At 45.4% G+C, this 17,441-nt stretch carries 18 protein-coding genes and 1 pseudogene; 14 read left to right on the forward strand and 5 right to left on the reverse strand.

Annotated elements, in window-relative coordinates; genetic code table 11:
• Positions 1-9: 9 nt before the first annotated feature.
• The 4 genes from LKE40_12755 to LKE40_12770 all read right to left on the reverse strand — a co-directional run bounded on the left by LKE40_12755 (position 10) and on the right by LKE40_12770 (position 2,550).
• Positions 10-633, reverse strand: a complete 624-nt coding sequence (locus LKE40_12755) for a hypothetical protein (protein ID MCH3918299.1) — start codon at positions 631-633, stop codon at positions 10-12.
• A gap of 142 nt (positions 634-775) precedes the next feature.
• Entirely contained in the window at positions 776-1,228 is a 453-nt protein-coding gene (locus tag LKE40_12760) for a hypothetical protein (GenBank protein MCH3918300.1), read from the reverse strand.
• A 20-nt stretch (positions 1,229-1,248) separates the two neighbouring features.
• Positions 1,249-1,794, reverse strand: coding sequence for a hypothetical protein (locus tag LKE40_12765; GenBank protein ID MCH3918301.1), 546 nt, complete (start codon positions 1,792-1,794; stop codon positions 1,249-1,251).
• A 228-nt stretch (positions 1,795-2,022) separates the two neighbouring features.
• Positions 2,023-2,550 (reverse strand): helix-turn-helix transcriptional regulator, encoded by a 528-nt coding sequence (locus LKE40_12770; protein ID MCH3918302.1) that lies wholly within the window; start codon positions 2,548-2,550, stop codon positions 2,023-2,025.
• A 598-nt stretch (positions 2,551-3,148) separates the two neighbouring features.
• Between LKE40_12770 and LKE40_12775 the strand changes: the two genes are divergently transcribed.
• The 4 genes and pseudogenes from LKE40_12775 to LKE40_12790 all read left to right on the forward strand — a co-directional run bounded on the left by LKE40_12775 (position 3,149) and on the right by LKE40_12790 (position 5,544).
• Positions 3,149-3,340 (forward strand): hypothetical protein, encoded by a 192-nt coding sequence (locus LKE40_12775; protein MCH3918303.1) that lies wholly within the window; start codon positions 3,149-3,151, stop codon positions 3,338-3,340.
• A gap of 96 nt (positions 3,341-3,436) precedes the next feature.
• On the forward strand, positions 3,437-3,742 hold the full coding sequence (locus tag LKE40_12780) for a hypothetical protein (protein MCH3918304.1): 306 nt from the start codon (positions 3,437-3,439) through the stop codon (positions 3,740-3,742).
• A gap of 222 nt (positions 3,743-3,964) precedes the next feature.
• Positions 3,965-4,727: pseudogene (locus LKE40_12785) on the forward strand (Na+/H+ antiporter NhaC family protein).
• Positions 4,728-5,016: 289 nt separating this feature from the next.
• Positions 5,017-5,544 (forward strand): EVE domain-containing protein, encoded by a 528-nt coding sequence (locus LKE40_12790; GenBank protein ID MCH3918305.1) that lies wholly within the window; start codon positions 5,017-5,019, stop codon positions 5,542-5,544.
• 233 nt (positions 5,545-5,777) lie between these two features.
• Here LKE40_12790 and LKE40_12795 read toward each other — a convergent pair whose 3' ends face one another.
• Positions 5,778-6,428 carry a GntR family transcriptional regulator gene (locus tag LKE40_12795; GenBank protein MCH3918306.1) on the reverse strand — a complete coding sequence of 217 codons (651 nt, stop codon included), beginning with the start codon at positions 6,426-6,428 and terminating at the stop codon, positions 5,778-5,780.
• Between the two features lie 203 nt (positions 6,429-6,631).
• Between LKE40_12795 and LKE40_12800 the strand changes: the two genes are divergently transcribed.
• The 10 genes from LKE40_12800 to LKE40_12845 all read left to right on the forward strand — a co-directional run bounded on the left by LKE40_12800 (position 6,632) and on the right by LKE40_12845 (position 17,411).
• On the forward strand, positions 6,632-7,522 hold the full coding sequence (locus tag LKE40_12800; GenBank protein ID MCH3918307.1) for a transketolase: 891 nt from the start codon (positions 6,632-6,634) through the stop codon (positions 7,520-7,522).
• Positions 7,519-8,445, forward strand: a complete 927-nt coding sequence (locus tag LKE40_12805) for a 1-deoxy-D-xylulose-5-phosphate synthase (protein ID MCH3918308.1) — start codon at positions 7,519-7,521, stop codon at positions 8,443-8,445. The genes LKE40_12800 and LKE40_12805 overlap by 4 nt, the downstream gene beginning before the upstream one ends.
• An 11-nt stretch (positions 8,446-8,456) precedes the next feature.
• Positions 8,457-9,737 carry an iron-containing alcohol dehydrogenase gene (locus LKE40_12810; protein MCH3918309.1) on the forward strand — a complete coding sequence of 427 codons (1,281 nt, stop codon included), beginning with the start codon at positions 8,457-8,459 and terminating at the stop codon, positions 9,735-9,737.
• Between the two features lie 64 nt (positions 9,738-9,801).
• Positions 9,802-10,620: a sugar phosphate isomerase/epimerase gene (locus LKE40_12815; protein MCH3918310.1), complete on the forward strand. Its 819-nt coding sequence runs from the start codon at positions 9,802-9,804 to the stop codon at positions 10,618-10,620.
• A gap of 2 nt (positions 10,621-10,622) precedes the next feature.
• On the forward strand, positions 10,623-11,690 hold the full coding sequence (locus tag LKE40_12820; GenBank protein MCH3918311.1) for an AbrB family transcriptional regulator: 1,068 nt from the start codon (positions 10,623-10,625) through the stop codon (positions 11,688-11,690).
• A 64-nt stretch (positions 11,691-11,754) separates the two neighbouring features.
• On the forward strand, positions 11,755-11,949 hold the full coding sequence (locus tag LKE40_12825) for a hypothetical protein (protein MCH3918312.1): 195 nt from the start codon (positions 11,755-11,757) through the stop codon (positions 11,947-11,949).
• A complete protein-coding gene (locus tag LKE40_12830; GenBank protein ID MCH3918313.1) occupies positions 11,918-13,783 on the forward strand; it encodes a sigma 54-interacting transcriptional regulator in 1,866 nt (621 codons plus the stop codon). The genes LKE40_12825 and LKE40_12830 overlap by 32 nt, the downstream gene beginning before the upstream one ends.
• A gap of 632 nt (positions 13,784-14,415) precedes the next feature.
• Entirely contained in the window at positions 14,416-14,871 is a 456-nt protein-coding gene (locus LKE40_12835; protein MCH3918314.1) for a tripartite tricarboxylate transporter TctB family protein, read from the forward strand.
• A gap of 13 nt (positions 14,872-14,884) precedes the next feature.
• Positions 14,885-16,384, forward strand: coding sequence for a tripartite tricarboxylate transporter permease (locus LKE40_12840; protein ID MCH3918315.1), 1,500 nt, complete (start codon positions 14,885-14,887; stop codon positions 16,382-16,384).
• Positions 16,385-16,427: 43 nt separating this feature from the next.
• A complete protein-coding gene (locus LKE40_12845; protein MCH3918316.1) occupies positions 16,428-17,411 on the forward strand; it encodes a tripartite tricarboxylate transporter substrate binding protein in 984 nt (327 codons plus the stop codon).
• Positions 17,412-17,441: the final 30 nt, after the last annotated feature.

The raw sequence follows: 17,441 nt of genomic DNA on the forward strand, positions 1-17,441 counted from the left end.
TTCATGTGGCTATCCAGTTTCTGGTGTTTTTATCTGATTTTTCCTACTTGTTCTATCCTTCCTGCATTTTTCCCTGATAATTGCTGCTACAGCTTCTACTGTGTATCTATCGCAGATAGCATTGATCCACTTGTTCTTTTCATCTTCATCATCCATAAAGGACTTGATCGGTTTCGGTATTATTTCCAACCCTTTGAGCGATATCACAGGGACTCCTCTTTGCTTACCTTCTTCTTTGACCATGAAGTCCTGTTCCATGCAGTTTGTTCCGTTGATCCAGACCCAACGCGTCTTTGGATTTTCTCTGAGTGTCATATCAAGGAATACGATATTTCTTTGCACAATATCTTCATGGGCGTAACCCTTGCCTGTAATGACTAGAAGAAGTTTTTCTTTGTTTTCTTGTAAAAGGATGCTTTTCCCTTTGAGAAACAAACTGCAGTACTCAGGAGTCGAGTAAATCCCTTCGGGAGTAACATCACGATAGTCTTTGTTTTTGAACAGCCGATGGATTTCGTTCATCATCCTGCTGGTGTAATCCTTGTCAATCTGTCGGACTGTAATGATCATACTACCGGCAGATGCCTTTTCCTGTCTTGGTACAGGAGTTACCTGTAATTGTTCAAGTTTCATATTTGCTACCTTTGCCTATAGGTGTTTCCTTCTTTGTCTGATGTGCTTTTATCTCTTTTCCCTTTATGGTCGAATAGCATGCCGAAAGAATTTTTTCTCTTTCAGCATGCTGTTCTCATGCAATCAAATAACCTTCCTGCCGTTATTCTTCAGCTGACTTGGCAAACTGGGTAAAGGTTTGACTCCCTAAAGCAGTGGCTTTGAGGTGGTTGGTTGCCTCATCGTAGGCGAGGGTAAAGGAAGCATCACTTTCACTGGTTCCTTGGTAGTACAGACTACCGGAAACAACAGTCAGGTCATACGTACTGTCCAAGATCACTCCACCGGCATCGTTATATGCATACATCAGCCAACTGTCATCGGTACAAGTAAGCACAATCCTTCCAAAACCATCTAGGATACCTCCATCCTGTGTACCAGTTTGCAACCAAGTCCCGACATATAGGCTCTGAGCTCTGGCCTGTTCTGCTTCTTGGTCGACCAGCGAATCAATGTTATCCGGTAGTTTGATCTCTGGATCATCCAGACATCCTTGATTCAACACACAGCATGCCAGCAATACTGCACACACTCCGATACCATGTCTTAACTTCATGGTAGACCTCCTTATATTGTTCACTTGCTTTGATTTTTCGGGATATAGAACACTCTGAGGTTATCTTTTCCGACGAGAGACAATGTTTCACTCAGGCCGTTCCTACTTGCAGCATGAAGCAGCTTCATCTTGTTGCCATTGGGTAAGTAGGCAACAAGGCACTTGGTTTCCTTGTCGTAAGTAGCAGATCCAGCAAAAGGCAAGGCAAGCGTATCGTCTATGAGATAAAAGTACAGTGGAAACAGCCTGAGGCCTTGGACTTCTCCATGCTTGTCTGGCAGGCCGGAGAATACCAATCGCTGGAACTCAATCCCTTCAAATTCAGCAGGTAGTTCAGCACCTGCCATCCTGTCATATTCCCAACTGCTTCCTAAGAAAGAGAGCAACAATGTCGTAGCTTCATCTTCTTCAATTTCCGGAACCGGACTCTTCCGTACACTGCAGAACAGGACATAGACGAGAAGTGTGAGAGCAGCAAGGAACAGTATGCACATGGCTATCCGCCCACGGGTCCAGAACTCCTTCTTTGAAGGGGTATTTGACCCTTCATCTTCTGTTTGTTTCATTATCAGTTACCTCTGTTGTTATCAGCTTGCACTGGATTTGCGAAGAAATCCATCTACTTTGGCCGAAGTAGAAAAATGGCAATTAGAGTACTCTATTTGCTATTTTTTCATGCCCAGCTGGATAAAACGCCTTTTCTCGAAGTAACTGATAAGGCAAAAAAAAACTCATAGTACGGATGTTTTCTAATCCGAAGTAACAGAACAAAAGCAACGGGAGGTTACTGTCCCTTATGCTGTAACAAGTGTGAGCGAAGTACCCAATGTGTACGATTCATACTTCAAGCAGAATTCCTCAATGGAAGTATCCAAGGCTGTGACCCATAGGATGAGGGTGATCATGGGAAGTTCATCTATGGAATCACGTTGTTCGTTGCGATAGATTGTCTGTGGGCTCAGACAGGCTTTCTTAGCAAGGGCAGATTGGGACAATCCTTTCTTTTTCCTTTGTTGCCGGACAAAGGTTCCGAACCTGTGTATTTCGGGATTTTTCTGGGCAAGATACTGTAACCGTTCCTGTTCCAGATTTACTGCCTTGCCGCCGGCCAGTGCGAAGAATGCATGTGGCAGTATCTGGACAGCTCGGCAGAGCTTGCGGATTGTCAGGAACTTTGGGTTCCAATTGTCTTCTGCGTAGAGAAGCGTCGTCTGTCCGATTTTTGCAAGGGCTGCAAGGTTACTGGGAGACATGGATGCAAAAGTAGACAATTCTTCGATTGCCTTGGCATAGGAAAGGGTGCCATTTTCTTGATGATGCATGATAGTTCCTTTTTGAGCTAGTAAGCTATATAGCAAACTATTGTAATATGGAATTTCTATTTACGCAATAACTTTTTACCATGTCACAAATTAATGACATTGCTACACATATGTAATGTTATTTTTATATCTAAAAATGGCTTTTATTTGTTGCTATCAGATGTCAGAAGTATATATCTTTTTCACTATAGGTTCGGATTTACATTATTGAAAATACGATAATTTATGTGTTATATATCAATCTATTTCTTTACTATTATTGAAGAAAAGTCCTCTGTAACTTGACTTGGCAATACTTACAGACAGGAGACATGGCAAGAATCTTTTTGCTTTTGCAGAGACCTTTTTTTCGGGATTACCATATTTCAAAAATGAGTTTTTCTTTGAACAAGTTCCGAGGTATCAGTTGATACTTTTTCATAGCGTCAAGAAGGATTACACATACTTACTGTGTGTTGTTACAGCTTGCAATATAGACAACAAGAAGTAAGGATACTGTACTTCATCACAATTGCCTTGTAAGGGAATGCAACGGTTTTCTGAACATCGGTATGGGCCATATGTAAGGCTAAGAGAATATTCAATATCGGGAGGTACATTGGAAACATACGGTGTATTTGCATTGTTGCCATCGCTTGTAGCGCTGTTGCATTTTTTCTTGACGAAAAAAGTCATTGCATCATTGTTCTACGATGTACTTGTGGGAGGTCTGATGATTTACCATGGGAACATCTTTGCTGCGGTAGCTCAGAGCTGGTTGGAATTAGTCTTCCCAGCAGTTGATGGATAAGTGGTAGGCAGAGTACTTCTTGTTCCTGTTTGTCACCGGTGCTATCGGTATCATCAAGGTTTGTGGTGGCTATGTACTGGCAAAGAAACTTGAGAAGTGTATCAATTACAGCAGGAGATCAGAATTTCTTATTGCTATCCTTGGTATACTCATATTTTCAATGAATATGCCAATACTATCATTGTCGGCACGGCAACTAAGTCACTTTCTGATGGAAAGCGCCTACCCTGTGAGAAATTTGCTTACCTGCTTGATTCTACTGCTTCACCGGTATCAGGGCTGTCCCCGATTTCTGACTGGGCTGGATTCCAGACAAACACCATTGCAGTTTCCTTGGCTGGTATCGGTACAGGTGCCTATGCTATCTGGCTGCGTTCCATCCTGTATATGTACTATTACTGATTTACCATTACCTTGGTATGCATCATTGCGCTTACCCAGAGGAACTTTGGCTCGATGTATCTGGCCGAGTACCGTACCAGGACAACTGGCAAGTTGCTTCGTGACGGTGCCGAACCTGCCAGAAATGTCGAAGCCGAAGTAGGTGAGATGAAAACAGAATATCTTTCGATCTAGACCTTCATACTGCCGATTGTCATCTTGATTTTCCTTGCTCTCTTTGACATGTGGTGGACCGGCGGCGGTCCCGAGGCTGAGTCTTTCTCTGCTGCCTTTGGGGATTCCAATACTGCCTGTGCCCTGCTGTGGGGTACCTTTGACATAGTCATCATCGGTATGATCATGCGCCTTGTACTGAAGATCATGAGCTTCAAGGAGATTATGGATACCTTCATGAGCGGAGCCAAGACAATGTTCGTTGCATTCCTGCTGATGGTATTTGCCTGGGCGCTGAAAGCTGCCTGCCTGTGATGCTGTAGAAACTGCAGACTTCTGTATCAAGACCATTTTGCTGTTGGTAGATAATCTTCCTGCTGTTCTTCCTGTTGCCGTCTTCATCGTCTGCATGATTCTGTCTTTCGGACTGGGTACCTCTTGGGGAACGGTGGCAATCATCACACCGATTGCTCTCCCTCTTGCTTTTGCTACTACCGGTGGTCAGCTTAACTGGATTGTCTATGCAACCGTAAGTTCTGTACTCAGCGGTTCGATATTCGGTGATCATTATTCTTTGATATCGGATACAACGATTATCTCTTCTACCTTTGCAGGATCTGATCATATGGACCACGTGACTACACAGATCCCATATGCTGTGTTTGCTGCAGTGATTGCTATCATAGGCTACTTCCTGATGCTTATCGGGTTGCATTGGGCTATTATCCTGCCACTTGATGTCGTAGCTCTGTACTTCGGTACCATCTGGCTCAACAAGAGATCTGCCAAAAAGTATGGGATCCCTGAAATCCGGCAGGATTTCAAGGAATGACAACGTCTTTTACCGTTTGATTGGTGTTTGTTTTGCTATGTGCAGTGGCATCGGAAGAGTCCGGTGCCACTGTTCTTTTTGATGCTATGATTCTTACTTATAAATTGCGGTCGATAGAATAATGGCAAGAACTATTTTGAGTGAAATTCCATAAGTATAAATTTTAGATCTTCCTACTTTGAAAAAAATTAGAATAAAATATTTGTAAGTATTTGATTTTAGATGTATTCTTTTGCTATTATTTTTTAAGTAGGATGGTAATTTTCTTGTAGTAAAAGGAGATGATAGTATGAGATATTGGATTACAACACAGTGGCCTGAATATGACATCAAAGATTCAAGTAGCCATGCTTGTATATGGGTAAGAGAAAATGGTAGAGAAATTATCAAACAAATGGCAATTGGGGATTATGTTTTTATTTATGAGTCTAAGACTGGTCCATGCAGATATTGTAATGGTGAGCAATTTTGCAGTCCGACTGATAAGAATTGTCGGATATGCCGTGCGAAAAAAGGTAAAAAAGGAATAGTCGAATTACGAAGAATATGCTCTGAGGTGCAGAAAAATGATAAGTTCTCATATTTTTCAAATAGAAAGAGTGACAAAGAATTATGGGGTTGGTATCGGGAAACAGATTTGGTTAATCAATTTGGCAAGGCCAGTCCCTCTGTGGAAGTAAATAAAGTGTTGGGCTATAAAAGTGGTTATAACCTTCATGGTTTTGGACAAAACCATTCTGGTATACGTGAGATAAAGAATACTGAATATAAAGAATTGCTAGCTTATGCACATAAAGTGATTTATCAAGAAATTTAGTGTGTCTAGACACCCCTGTATCATCTGTAATTCTCTGTACTGTGGCCCTTTCCTGTAGAGGCAGCACCTGCATAAGCAGTTGCACGGCCTTCCTTTTTACTCTCTTCAGTTGTTGCACGGCCGGAAACGGGTAGCCGTACAGGTTGTTGTCCTTGTGGCAAATTGCCTTTATTTCGTCCTTGAGTGTCTTGTCCCTGTCAGGCTTGTGGCTTGTTTCGGCAAGACAAGGTCAATCATTTGCTGGTATCAGACCTCTTCTGTGCCATGTCATGGAGGATATGTTTTTTTAGCAATTCCTTGGCTTGTTGCTTCTTGTTATCCTTGAGCAACTGCATGAGTGTACCATGTTGTCCTATGTACATGGATAGCTCCTCGTCTGGTTCGTCTTGTTCGATTCTCAGTTGCTGGACCTTTGCGTCCAACCGATTGTAAAGGTCCATCAAGGCATTATTGCCTGTTGTCTTGATCAGTGTCGAATGGAAGAGAGAGTCATATTCAAAGGCTTCTGCACGTTTCCCTGTGGAGAAAGCAAAGAAACAGTCTGCGGCATGCCGTGAAAGTGTGGGGAAGTTCAGTTCCAAGATTTTCGGATCGATGTTGTCGATTGCAAAACACTCCAACGCGATGCGTACCTTTGCTATGTCAAGTGCTTCCCTGTCATTTATTTTGTTTACTTCGGCATGTGTCCGTGGATTCAAGGTTACCAAACCATATTCACTTAATCTCCTGATGGCTTCCCTTATGGGTGTCCGTGATACCCCGAACTGGCGGGCCAGTTCCTCTTCCTGTATTTTTTCTCCTCCTTTGATTTCCTTGCTCAGGATCTTTTCCTTGAGTACCTCATATACTTGATCCGCAAGACTGGTCTGTTTGATTAATGACATTTGTTTCCTTCGGGTTATTGTTTTGTGTATACAATAAGCATAATGCCTTATTTCGTCAAGTTTGGTTTCTTTTACAAAAGTCCAGTAATTTGCATTTTATTCTAGGAGAAAAACTTTGGCTATTTTTCTTGACAAAATAATAAAACAATGGTAGGTATATTGTATACTGTATACTGTATACAATTGTACAGTAAGGAGACAAGATGGAAAAAGGAATATCAGAATTGCTGGCAGATCCTTCAAGAAAAATGAATGCCGAGGAACTGGCTGCTCTTGCAGCAGTATTTCGGAGGAAGATGTTTGAAATCCTTCACCAGAGGGGAACAGGTCATTGGGGAGGTGCCTCTTCCTGTGCAGAACTGGTTACCTCTCTTTATTTCAACAGACTGAACATAAAGGCCGATTGCCCGGAGTGGACAGATCGTGATCGTTTCATACTGAGTAAAGGACATGCTTCTGTGAATCTCTATACCGTCATGGCATACAGAGGATTCTTTTCCGTGGACATGCTTCCTGAGTTCAGGACGCTGGGGTCCTGCCTGCAAGGACATCCTTGTATGACGAAGTTGAAAGGTGTGGACATGTCTACTGGAGCTTTGGGACATGGTATTTCCGTAGGACTAGGTATGGCCTTGGCAGCAAGGGTAGCGCACAGGGACTATTGGACGTATGTACTGACCGGAGAAGGCTGTCTGGATGAGGGTTCGAGCTGGGAAGCGTTGATGGCAGCATCCAAGTATAAACCTGAGCACCTGGTACTGATGATCGATTACAATAAGGTCCAGTTGGATGGTACCGAGGATGAAATAATGCCGTTGGAACCTTTGGATGACAAACTGAGGGCCTTTGGATGGAATGTCTGTCCCTGTGAACTTGACGGCAACAATACATCTGATATCCTGCGGTCCTTTGAATGGATGGATGAGGAAGGTCCATGGCCGAAGGCAGTTATCTACAATACCGTCAAGGGGAAAGGAGTATCCTTCACGGAAGGAAACCATAAGTGGCATGGAGCTGTCATTACGGACGATGCTTTCGAGAAAGGTATCGTTGAACTGAATGCGGATATTGTTTCAAAGGAGGCTGCATTATGAGCGAAGCAATGAGAGATGCATGGGGCATGGCCCTTGTCTCCTATGGAGAAGACCACCCAGAACTTGTCGTGCTTGATGCTGATGTTTCTTCTTCGACCAAAAGTCGGCTCTTCGGTGAAAGATATCCTGAACGTTTCTTCAATCTCGGTGTAGCAGAAGGCAATTTGCTCGGTACTGCAGCAGGCCTTGCAACGGCAGGTTTCCACCCTGTGGTCAATGCTTTTGCAATTTTTCTGGCATTGAAGGCGAGCGATCAGATTCGCAATGATATCTGTTACAACAATTTACCAGTTGTCATAGCCGGGGCTTATGGAGGACTTTCCGATTCCTTTGATGGTGCCAGCCACCAATCAATTACCGACATAGCTATCATGAGGGCTTTTCCCAACATGCAGGTGATTGTTCCTTCCGATGCTGGGCAAGCGAAGGCTGCCCTTGCATATGCCATGGCCCAACACGGACCGGTGTATGTGCGGTTGAACCGCAATGCGATGCCTGATCTTCCTTTTTCGGCTGACTTCGCCAAGGGCAAGGCCATATGCTGCAGGAAAGGCAGTGATGTGACCATCGCTGCCAATGGCATAACTGTTTCCCTTGCCATGGAAGCCGCTGAAATGCTTGCAAAGGACGGTATCGAAGCTGAAGTACTTTCCGTTCCCTTTGTGAAACCTTTGGATGTTGCTGGTCTTGCAGAAAGCGCTATGAAAACAGGAAGGATACTTACCGTTGAGGAACATAACCTTGTCGGAGGATTTTCCGGAGCGGTAAGCGAGGCTTTTATGAAGAAAGGCATCTGTTGCCGTTTTGACAGCATCGGAATCGAGGATAGATTTACAGAAACAGGTCCATATCTGCCGTTGTTGGCGGCTTATGGAATCAGCAGTGAACATATCGCAAAATGTGCGACCACACTTTGCAAATAGGAGAGAACATCATGGATTATAGAAAAAAAGCTTATGACTTGCTGAAGGCTTGGAAAGGTGAGAGCTATGTCTTCGGCATGGGTGTACTTGACCAAGTAGGCAGTATAGCTGCCGGGTATGGGAAAAGAGCTTTGGTGGTATGCAATGGTACCTATATGAAACCGGTGCTTGACCGGATCCTCCAGTATCTTGATGCTGCCGGTGTCGAACTGGTCGGAGGACGTGTGGCTCCGGATGCAAAGCCGAATGCCCCGAGGGAAGATGTCTACCGGCTCGTTACCTATATCCTTGACTATAAGCCAGATTCAATCATTGCTGTCGGTGGTGGTTCTACCATTGATGCCTGCAAATGTGCCGGTGTCCTTGCAACGCTCGGTGGAAAGGTAACACCGGAAGTCGATCATTACTTCGGAACCGGGATTGTCAGTGAAGAACTGGTGAAGACAGGCAGCAAGTTGCTTCCTGTCATTGCCGTAGAGACTTCTGCTTCTAGCGGAGCCCATCTTACCAAGTATTCCAATATTACGGATCCTGTAGTTGGACAAAAAAAGCTCATCGTGGATGAAGCTGTCATTCCTGCTACCAGTATCTTTGACTATGAAATAACAGCTACGATGCCTGTACGTGTGACTATTGACGGAGCTTTGGATGCCATTGCACATACCTTTGAAGTCTATTGCGGAGCAAAGGGCGAGAAACTTGAGTTATGCAGGCAACTTGCTGAAACTGCCATCAACCTATGTGCAGAGAATGCACACAAGTTGGTCGATGATCCGACAGATCTGAAGGCCCGTGAGGCCATAGGTCTGGCAACAGACCTTGGCGGCTATGCAATCATGGTCGGTGGAACCAGCGGTGCCCATCTGACGAGCTTCTCCTTGGTTGATATCGTGGGACATGGGACGGCCTGTGGCATCATGAACCCGTACTATGCCGTATTTTATTCCAAGGCTATCCAGCCACAGCTCAAGGTTGTCGGTAAGATCTTTGCAGCCCATGGATATACCGATGCAGACATTGAGCATTTGGAAGGCCGTGCTTTGGCTGAGGCTGTCGCACGGGCGATGATTGCCTACGGGAAAAGTATCAATGCACCTACGACACTGGGCGAGCTTAGGGGCTTTACCGAACAGCATATCCAGCGGGCACTGAAAGCTGCAAAGGATCCTCAGCTGAAGATGAAGTTGCAGAATATGCCGGTACCGATGCGTGCAGAGGATGTCGATACCTATATGGAACCGATACTCCGAGCTGCTGTAGCAGGTGATTTCAGTCTCATCAAGGAGATGTGATGATTGCCGCAGTATCCGCTGTACAGGCGGATGCTGCTCTTGAAAATTGAAAAGGAGATGGCCAATGAAGATTTCAGTTGCAATTGCTGGCAGCGAAGCGATGCCGAACGCCTTTGTCGTGTTCCGTGGTCTTGAGACTTCGATTGAAAAAGCTGCCAGACTGGGATATGACGGCGTTGAACTTGCGTTGAAGCGTTCGGATGAAATTGGAAGGAAAGACCTGAAGGCTTTGCTGGATAAGTACGGTATGGAAGTGTCCGCAATATCCAGCGGTCAGGTATGGGCTGCGCGTGGATTGAGTTTCATGGAAGAAGATCCACGCAAGCGGGAGGAGCTATCCAGGACGTTCAAAGGATTCATCGACCTTGCCTCAGACTTCGGTGGCTTGGTAAATATCGGCCGTACAAGAGGAAGTATCGGAGAGAGGGACCGAGAACATTGCATTCAGCTGTTTCTCGATATGGCGGGTGAGTTGAGTGTGTATGCACAGACGAAAGATGTCGGACTGATCCTAGAACCGGTGAATCGGTATGAGATTGATTTCATCAACACCCTTGATGAAGGTGCAGAACTGGTACGCATGGTCAATCAACCGAACTTTTATATGATGCCTGATGTATTTCATATGAACATCGAGGACAGGAATTTGCATGAAGCATTGCTGGAGAATCAGGAAATGATACGTTACATACATTTCGCTGATTCAAACAGACATGCACCGGGAGATGGGCACCTTGACTGGAATCAGATATTCGAAGCTCTCTCAGAAATGGCATATGATGGATGGACGACCGTGGAAATATTACCTTGGCCTGATCCTGAAATTGCTGCCCGGCGTTCGATTGAATTCCTGCGTGGGACATACGGCAGGTTCTACACATAAATATGTTGGAACTGATAGCATGTCTTGTAATTTCCATCATAGGGGGATATGTAGCCCGAAAGCTCCATATCCCGGCACCTTTCCTCGTCGGAGGTATCCTTGCTGTCGGTGGCTATAGCATCCTGCTTAGGCTCCATTGTTATTTCCCTGCAGTCAAGTTTTGGGTGCAGGTCATAAGCGGGACATATATCGGCAGTACCATCGACAGACATTACCTTGCCCAGAGTCGCAAATTGCTTTTTCCCATTGTCTTTTTGGTGAGTGGGATGTTGGCTGTGAACCTGGGAATGGGGAGCTTGATTCATTTTATGTCTGGCTTTGATCTGTTGACGTGCCTGATGGGGACGATACCAGGGGGTGTGACCGAAACTGCTGTCATTGCTGAGCAATTCGGTGCTGATGTATCTGTTGTCGCACTGCTTCAGTTGTGCAGATCGGTATTTTCCATCATGCTGTTTCCCTTTGTGATAAAGTGGTTGCTTCGTAAGCAGCATCACGGACTTGAAGGACAGATTCAAGATGTACCTGCTCCTACTGAAAAGGTAGAATCTGAGGGGACCTTTCGAACCAAGATGCCACGGTTGTTGATCTCATTGACCATCGGAACCATCGGGGGTATCTTTGGTCAATATGTCCAGTCAATTCCTGCATCGGTCCTCGTATGTTCCCTTCTCTGTGTCGGTGCTTACAACCTGAGTGTTCACAAGGCCTACTTGCCCATGCAGGTGAAACGGGCGGGACAGGTCCTTACCGGTGTGTTCGTCGGTACGAAGATGACTTATGAGACGATTCTCAACCTGAGGTCGATCTTGCTCCCTGTCATCATGCTGTTGGCAGGATTCCTTGTCTTTCATACACTCTTGGCTTTGCTGGCCTGCCGTGTATTCCGGATGGATTTAGGGACTATGCTCTTTTCTTGCATTCCTGCCGGAGCCAGTGATGTAGCTTTGATTGCAGGGGACTTGGGTTGTGACGATCCCGGCATTACCTTGTTCCAGTTATCACGCCTGATCTCCTGTATTCTTCTTTTTCCTGTGGTACTTCTTCGCTTTGCGTCTCTGTTTTCCTAAAAATGTTTTCGGTGGTGTTTTCTTCTGGACTCAGTATTGAAAAAGGTTTACTTCCCGAGTGTTCGTGTTAGAATGGCATGCATATGAAAGAGGGCTTACCTTCGGTCGGATGGAGCGTGATTACCACAAGACGGTATGTACAGGCATATTTACTGTCGGCGGAAGTTCCATATGGATGTTCCTTTCTGATGATGGCGGGACTATGTATGCTTTGCAGGATATAACAAATGACGAAGATATTCTTTATTGTACCATATGAGGAACTGGAGGTACTGTTCCGTGAGGAAGCCTCTGTATACAATGTGTCAAACATTGTGTGTGAATTCAAGCATATCTATGGAAGTGACTATACAAAGCTTTCTTCCATAGATGCCGATATCATCGTAGCTCGTGGAATCACTGCCCGGGCTGTGGAAGCTTGCCATCCTGATGCCAATGTAATCCCGATACCGATGGGTACGAATGACTTGCTGGAGGCACTGTACAAGAGTCGGGAGCATCCTGCCAAGTGTATTGGCCTTCTTGCGGAAAGCAAAGAAGTATGTGATGCCGACCATGTTTCACGGATGATAGGTAAAAAGGTAATCATGCACATTGCCAATGATCAGGAAGAAGTCAGGGCCGGGATTGATTTGTTGCGTTTTAAGGGCTGTTCCCTGTTCGTCGGAGGATTGACCATGGCACGCATCTGTGAAGAGAAGGGCTATGCCTATATTTCCATCCAGACAGGACGACATGCAGTCAAACGTGTGGTGAGGGATGCCATAGCATCTGCCCGTTCCTTGGAAAAAGCAAAGGTCAGGACCAACCTGCTGGTTTCCTTGCTCAACAAAGGTGATGATGCGATTGTGGCAATCGACAGCAAGGGTATGGTCATGGAAAGCAACCTGCTCGCTGACAATCTGTTTGGGAAAAAACTGACAGGGACTATTCTCGGGAAAGTATATTGCAACCAGGCTGTCAACCTGACCATGGAACTCGGTACTGAGAATGAGTTCATTGATGATATCGGTAAGGATCCGATGTTCATTACTTGCCAGCCTATCGGTAAGGATCCGATGGGATATAAAGTCCTGCTGATTTTCCATAGGGTCGAAGCGATACGGGATGAAGAGAGCAAGATTCGCCGTGAATTGAGCAAGAAAGGGCTCATTGCCCATTATACCTTCGGGAACATCATCACGGACAATGCACAGATGAAGTTACTGATCCTCAAAGCCAAGCGATATGCATCGGTCGAAGGATCAATCCTACTTGTCGGTGAGACTGGAACGGGCAAGGAAATGTTTGCCCAGAGCATCCACAATGCCTCTTCAAGACGTAACGGTCCTTTTGTTGCTCTCAATTGTGCCGCGTTGTCGGAACAGTTGTTGGAAAGTGAACTGTTCGGATATGCCCCCGGGGCCTTCACCGGTGCTCGGAAGGAAGGTAAAGTCGGTTTGTTCGAATTGGCACATACGGGTACGATTTTCCTTGATGAGATAGGAGAGATGCCGATACAGCTACAGGCCAAGTTGCTGCGGGTGCTGCAGGAACATGAGATAATGCGTGTGGGCGGGGATTCAGTAATCCCGGTCGATGTACGGGTCATCAGTGCGACGAATGTCGATATCAGTGAACGGATCAAGCACAATACGTTCAGGCTTGATTTGTTCTATCGGCTGGGACTGTTCATACTGAGTCTTCCTCCCCTTCGGTCGAGGGAATCTGATATACCTTTGCTATTTACATATTTTCTCAGACAGTATTGCATCGCAGCCAAGCGTGAAGTTCCACGGCTTACAAGTTCTGCCTGCCGGTTGTTGGAGGAGTATGCCTGGCCAGGTAATATCAGGGAGTTGAAGAATGGAGCCCAGCGATTGGCTGTATTGAACCGTTCCTCAATCGTTGATGAAACAGCCGTCCGAGATTTGGACATCAATACATCGATGTTTCAGAAACAGGCCGTCGAACAAAAGTCTACCCGGAAAATGAGCGCATGTGAGATTGCCATGCTATACAAGGAAAGCGGGTTGAGCAAAGAAGAATTTGCCGAGGAATTCGACATAAGCAGGACAACATTATGGCGGAAACTGTCTGAAGCGAAAAGATAATTTGATATATAGCAAGTTACTGACATATTGCATTAGAAGCCATTTCCTGCTGCATGTCGATGGTTTCTGTGCTATTTCCTTATCCTCTTACTTCGTTATGTTTTATCTGACCGTTCAGAACGTGTTTCATGGGCGTTGAATGAAACATACCATTGGTTCCAAGAGAAAAGTTGGCGAAGGTACTTAAGTAAATTTTTATATTTAATTAGTTTCTATATATGTAAATAATCTGATGTTTTTAAAATATTGTAAAAAAGGTCGATGTGGGTATGTGCAGTTGGCATGTGTTTTGCTGTAGTACTCCTTGAAAGCAAAAGAGAGGAGTGTCTATGAGAATAGCCAGACCAATCCTAGGGGCCTTACTAGGAAAGACGACCGAAGTCAAAACGGAAATGATTGTAACATTGTCAAAAAACAGCTTCTTCGTGAAGTGTTGCTAGCCATTGGTCATCAGTGATCACAGGAACCTTGGCATGTTTCCGATGCTTGCTGGAGAAACTTGTTTTACGTATGGTGTCTGAACTTTTCATGTTCGGATATAAGGCAGGCTTCTGCTTTGCACCGTTGGACAGGATCACTTTAAGGCAACAGGTTTTATGTGAAGAACAGGTCAACGGAAAAGGATGCAAAATATGAATAAGTTCAGAAAGTTAAAGACAAAGATTATCATTCCGATTGCTACTTTTGTCTTCGGTGCCGTCTTTGCGTTTCTTGGGATAACCAAGTATGGCTTCTATCATGCAACAAAGGGGCCATTACCGGGATTTTTCCCGTCTATTGTCGGTATCTGTCTCATGATTGTCAGCGTGCTGACCTTGTTGCAGGCTCGATCGGATGATGATCAACACAGCAGGAAGGAAAATTGGTATCCGGTTCTTGGTACCTTGGCTATCCTGCTTGGATGCTTGGTTTTCGGCATGTATCTGTCACTTGGGATATTCCTGTTCTGGTGGGTACGTATCTATGAAAAGGCCAGCTGGAAAGCCACCATAATATGTTTCATCATTATGGGTGTCATTGTAATCGGAGCTTTTGGCTGTTGGCTCAACATAGATTTTCCAAAAGGTTTGCTATTTAGCTGGATGTAAGGGAGGTAGATGAATGCATAATCTCATATTGCTGGGCAACGGTCTTCTCAATGTCCTGTCGATACAGAATCTGTTGGTTACCGGTTTGGGTGCAATTCTGGGCTTGATGGTCGGAGCCATGCCTGGAATAGGTTCTTTGGCTGGCGTTGCACTGTTGCTTCCTCTTACCTATAAGTTTAATCCAACGACAGCAATCATCATGCTGGGTGCACTGTATTATTCGAATATGTACGGAGGCTCCTTCAGTGCCATCCTGCTGAATATTCCTGGAGACAGCCCTGCGGTTATGACGACATTGGATGGCTATCCTATGGCTACAGTGAAGAAGCGGCCTGGACAAGCCTTATATACATCCAATTTGTCTTCCTTCATCGGTGGATTTATCGGTATTGCAATCCTCATATTCATGGGACCTGCACTGGCCGAGTTCGGGTTGAAGTTCGGTCCTGTTGAGATGACAGCCCTGCTTCTGGTGGCTATGACTAGCATTGGATGGTTGGTGGGGGATAACCCTACGAAAGGCGTTGTCCTTACCCTTGCCGGTATATTGGTTGCGACTGTAGGCATGGATACGCTGACAGGTTCACCGAGATATGATTTCGGCAATGTATTCCTGTTGGGGGGTATACCTTTCATCCCGTTTGTTATCGGTACTGTCGGTTTTGCCCAAGTTATGAAGCTGATTGATGAAAAGGATGTCGGTACAAAAACAGTGGTTGAAGGAAAGATGTCCCTGAAGGGTTCCTTGCTGTCCCGGCATGAATTGCGCCGACTGTTGCCTCCTGCTATCAGGAGTGGTTTCATGGGAACGTTCGTGGGAGTGTTACCTGGAGCTGGTGCGACGACGGGTTCATTCCTTGGCTATGCCATGCAGAAAGGCTTCAAGAGCGAAGAACCGTTGGGGACCGGTGCCATCGAAGGCATTGCTGCCTGTGAAGCTGCGAACAATGCTGCAGCTGCTGGTTCCTTTGCACCCTTGCTTGCCCTTGGAATTCCTGGTTCGGGTACCGGAGCTGTCCTTCTCGGCGGATTGATGATGTGGGGGCTGAATCCCGGACCTCTGCTTTTTTCTTCCCAACCTGAATTCTGCTGGAGCTTGATTGCTTCCCTGATGTTGGCAAATCTGCTGACGCTAGCCATCGCTTTGGGAATCATCCCATGGATAACTCGGATTTTGTCTGTTCCGATAAAGTTGATGATTCCTTGTATTACAATCGTCTGTATCGTAGGTTCCTACAGCAGTACCAATTCTCTGTATGGTGTCATCGTCATGTTGATATCAGGAGTCGTTGGTTATCTCTGTGAAAAGAATGGATATACCACAGCTCCCATGTTGCTTTCATTCGTCCTTGCGCCCCTGTTGGAATCAAACATGAGGAAATCCTTCATCATAAGTCACGGAAGCATCTCCATATTCTTTACAGAACCGATTGCCTGCTGCTTTATGATCGTCTTGCTTGCAATCATCGCTACCCCAATCATCAGAGGGATACTATCGGGGAAAAAACGGTAACCGGCAAATTCCGGCTATCTTATATAAATAAAAGGAGTTAACCATGTACAAGAAAATCTTGACAGTTGTTGCTGTCGCTTTATTGGCTCTTCCTGTCTTTGCAAACGGAGACAGTGAACAGAAGACTGGAGGTACCTTTGTCCCGACACAGAACATCGAATGGTATTGTACTTCGTCACCTGGGGGTGGAAGTGATATCTTTACCAGGACCATTCAGGATATCATGACGTCTGAAAAGCTGGTGAATGGACAGAATATCATCATTCAGTATAAGACCGATGGTGCAGGAGAAGTAGGCAGGGCGTTGGTCTCGACATTGAAAGGTACCAAGGCAGATTACACCTTGTTGACGTTCAACAGCGGAGACCTGATGCCGATGGATAAAAATACTGACCGACGGTTCTCGGATTTCCAACCCATTGCCCATATGGCCGTTGACAACCACTTGATTTTTGTTACACCTGATTCTCGATTCAAGAGTTTTAAGGATGTCCTTGCAGCCCTGCAGAATGGGGATAATGTGGTGATGGCCGGTTCCAAGGGTGATGATATCGCCTGCCACGCTGCTTTGATCAAGGAACTGGGTGTTTCTGCCGATCAGTTTGCTTTTATTGCAAATGATTCTTCAGGTACTGCTGTTACCTCAATCCTAGGAAACCACGTGGACCTTCTTATTTGCAAGCCTGCGGCTGCTTCCCAATATGTCGAAGCTGGACGTTTGATACCGATACTTGCTCTTGCCTCGAAACGTTTCCCAGGCAACCTGCAATCTGCTCCGATTCTTTCAGAGCTTGGATATCATGATGTTGAGGTCCCGAACTGGAGATCCGTCGTCGGTTCAAAGAACATGAGTCCCGAAGCCGTTGCCTATTGGACTGATGTATTCAAGAAAGTTTCCCAGACTTCTGCTTGGCAGGATGGCTATATCAATAAGCAAAAGCTGGTTGCCGACTATATGGACAGTGTCACCTTCAAGACATATGGGAGCAAGTTTGAGGCAGATTATCTGGCTTCAATCGGAAAGTAAATATTTGTTTATTAATTATTTGGGCATCAA

The organism is Spirochaetia bacterium, assembly GCA_022482625.1.
In the GTDB taxonomy this organism is placed as follows: Bacteria; Spirochaetota; Spirochaetia; order Sphaerochaetales; family Sphaerochaetaceae; genus Pleomorphochaeta.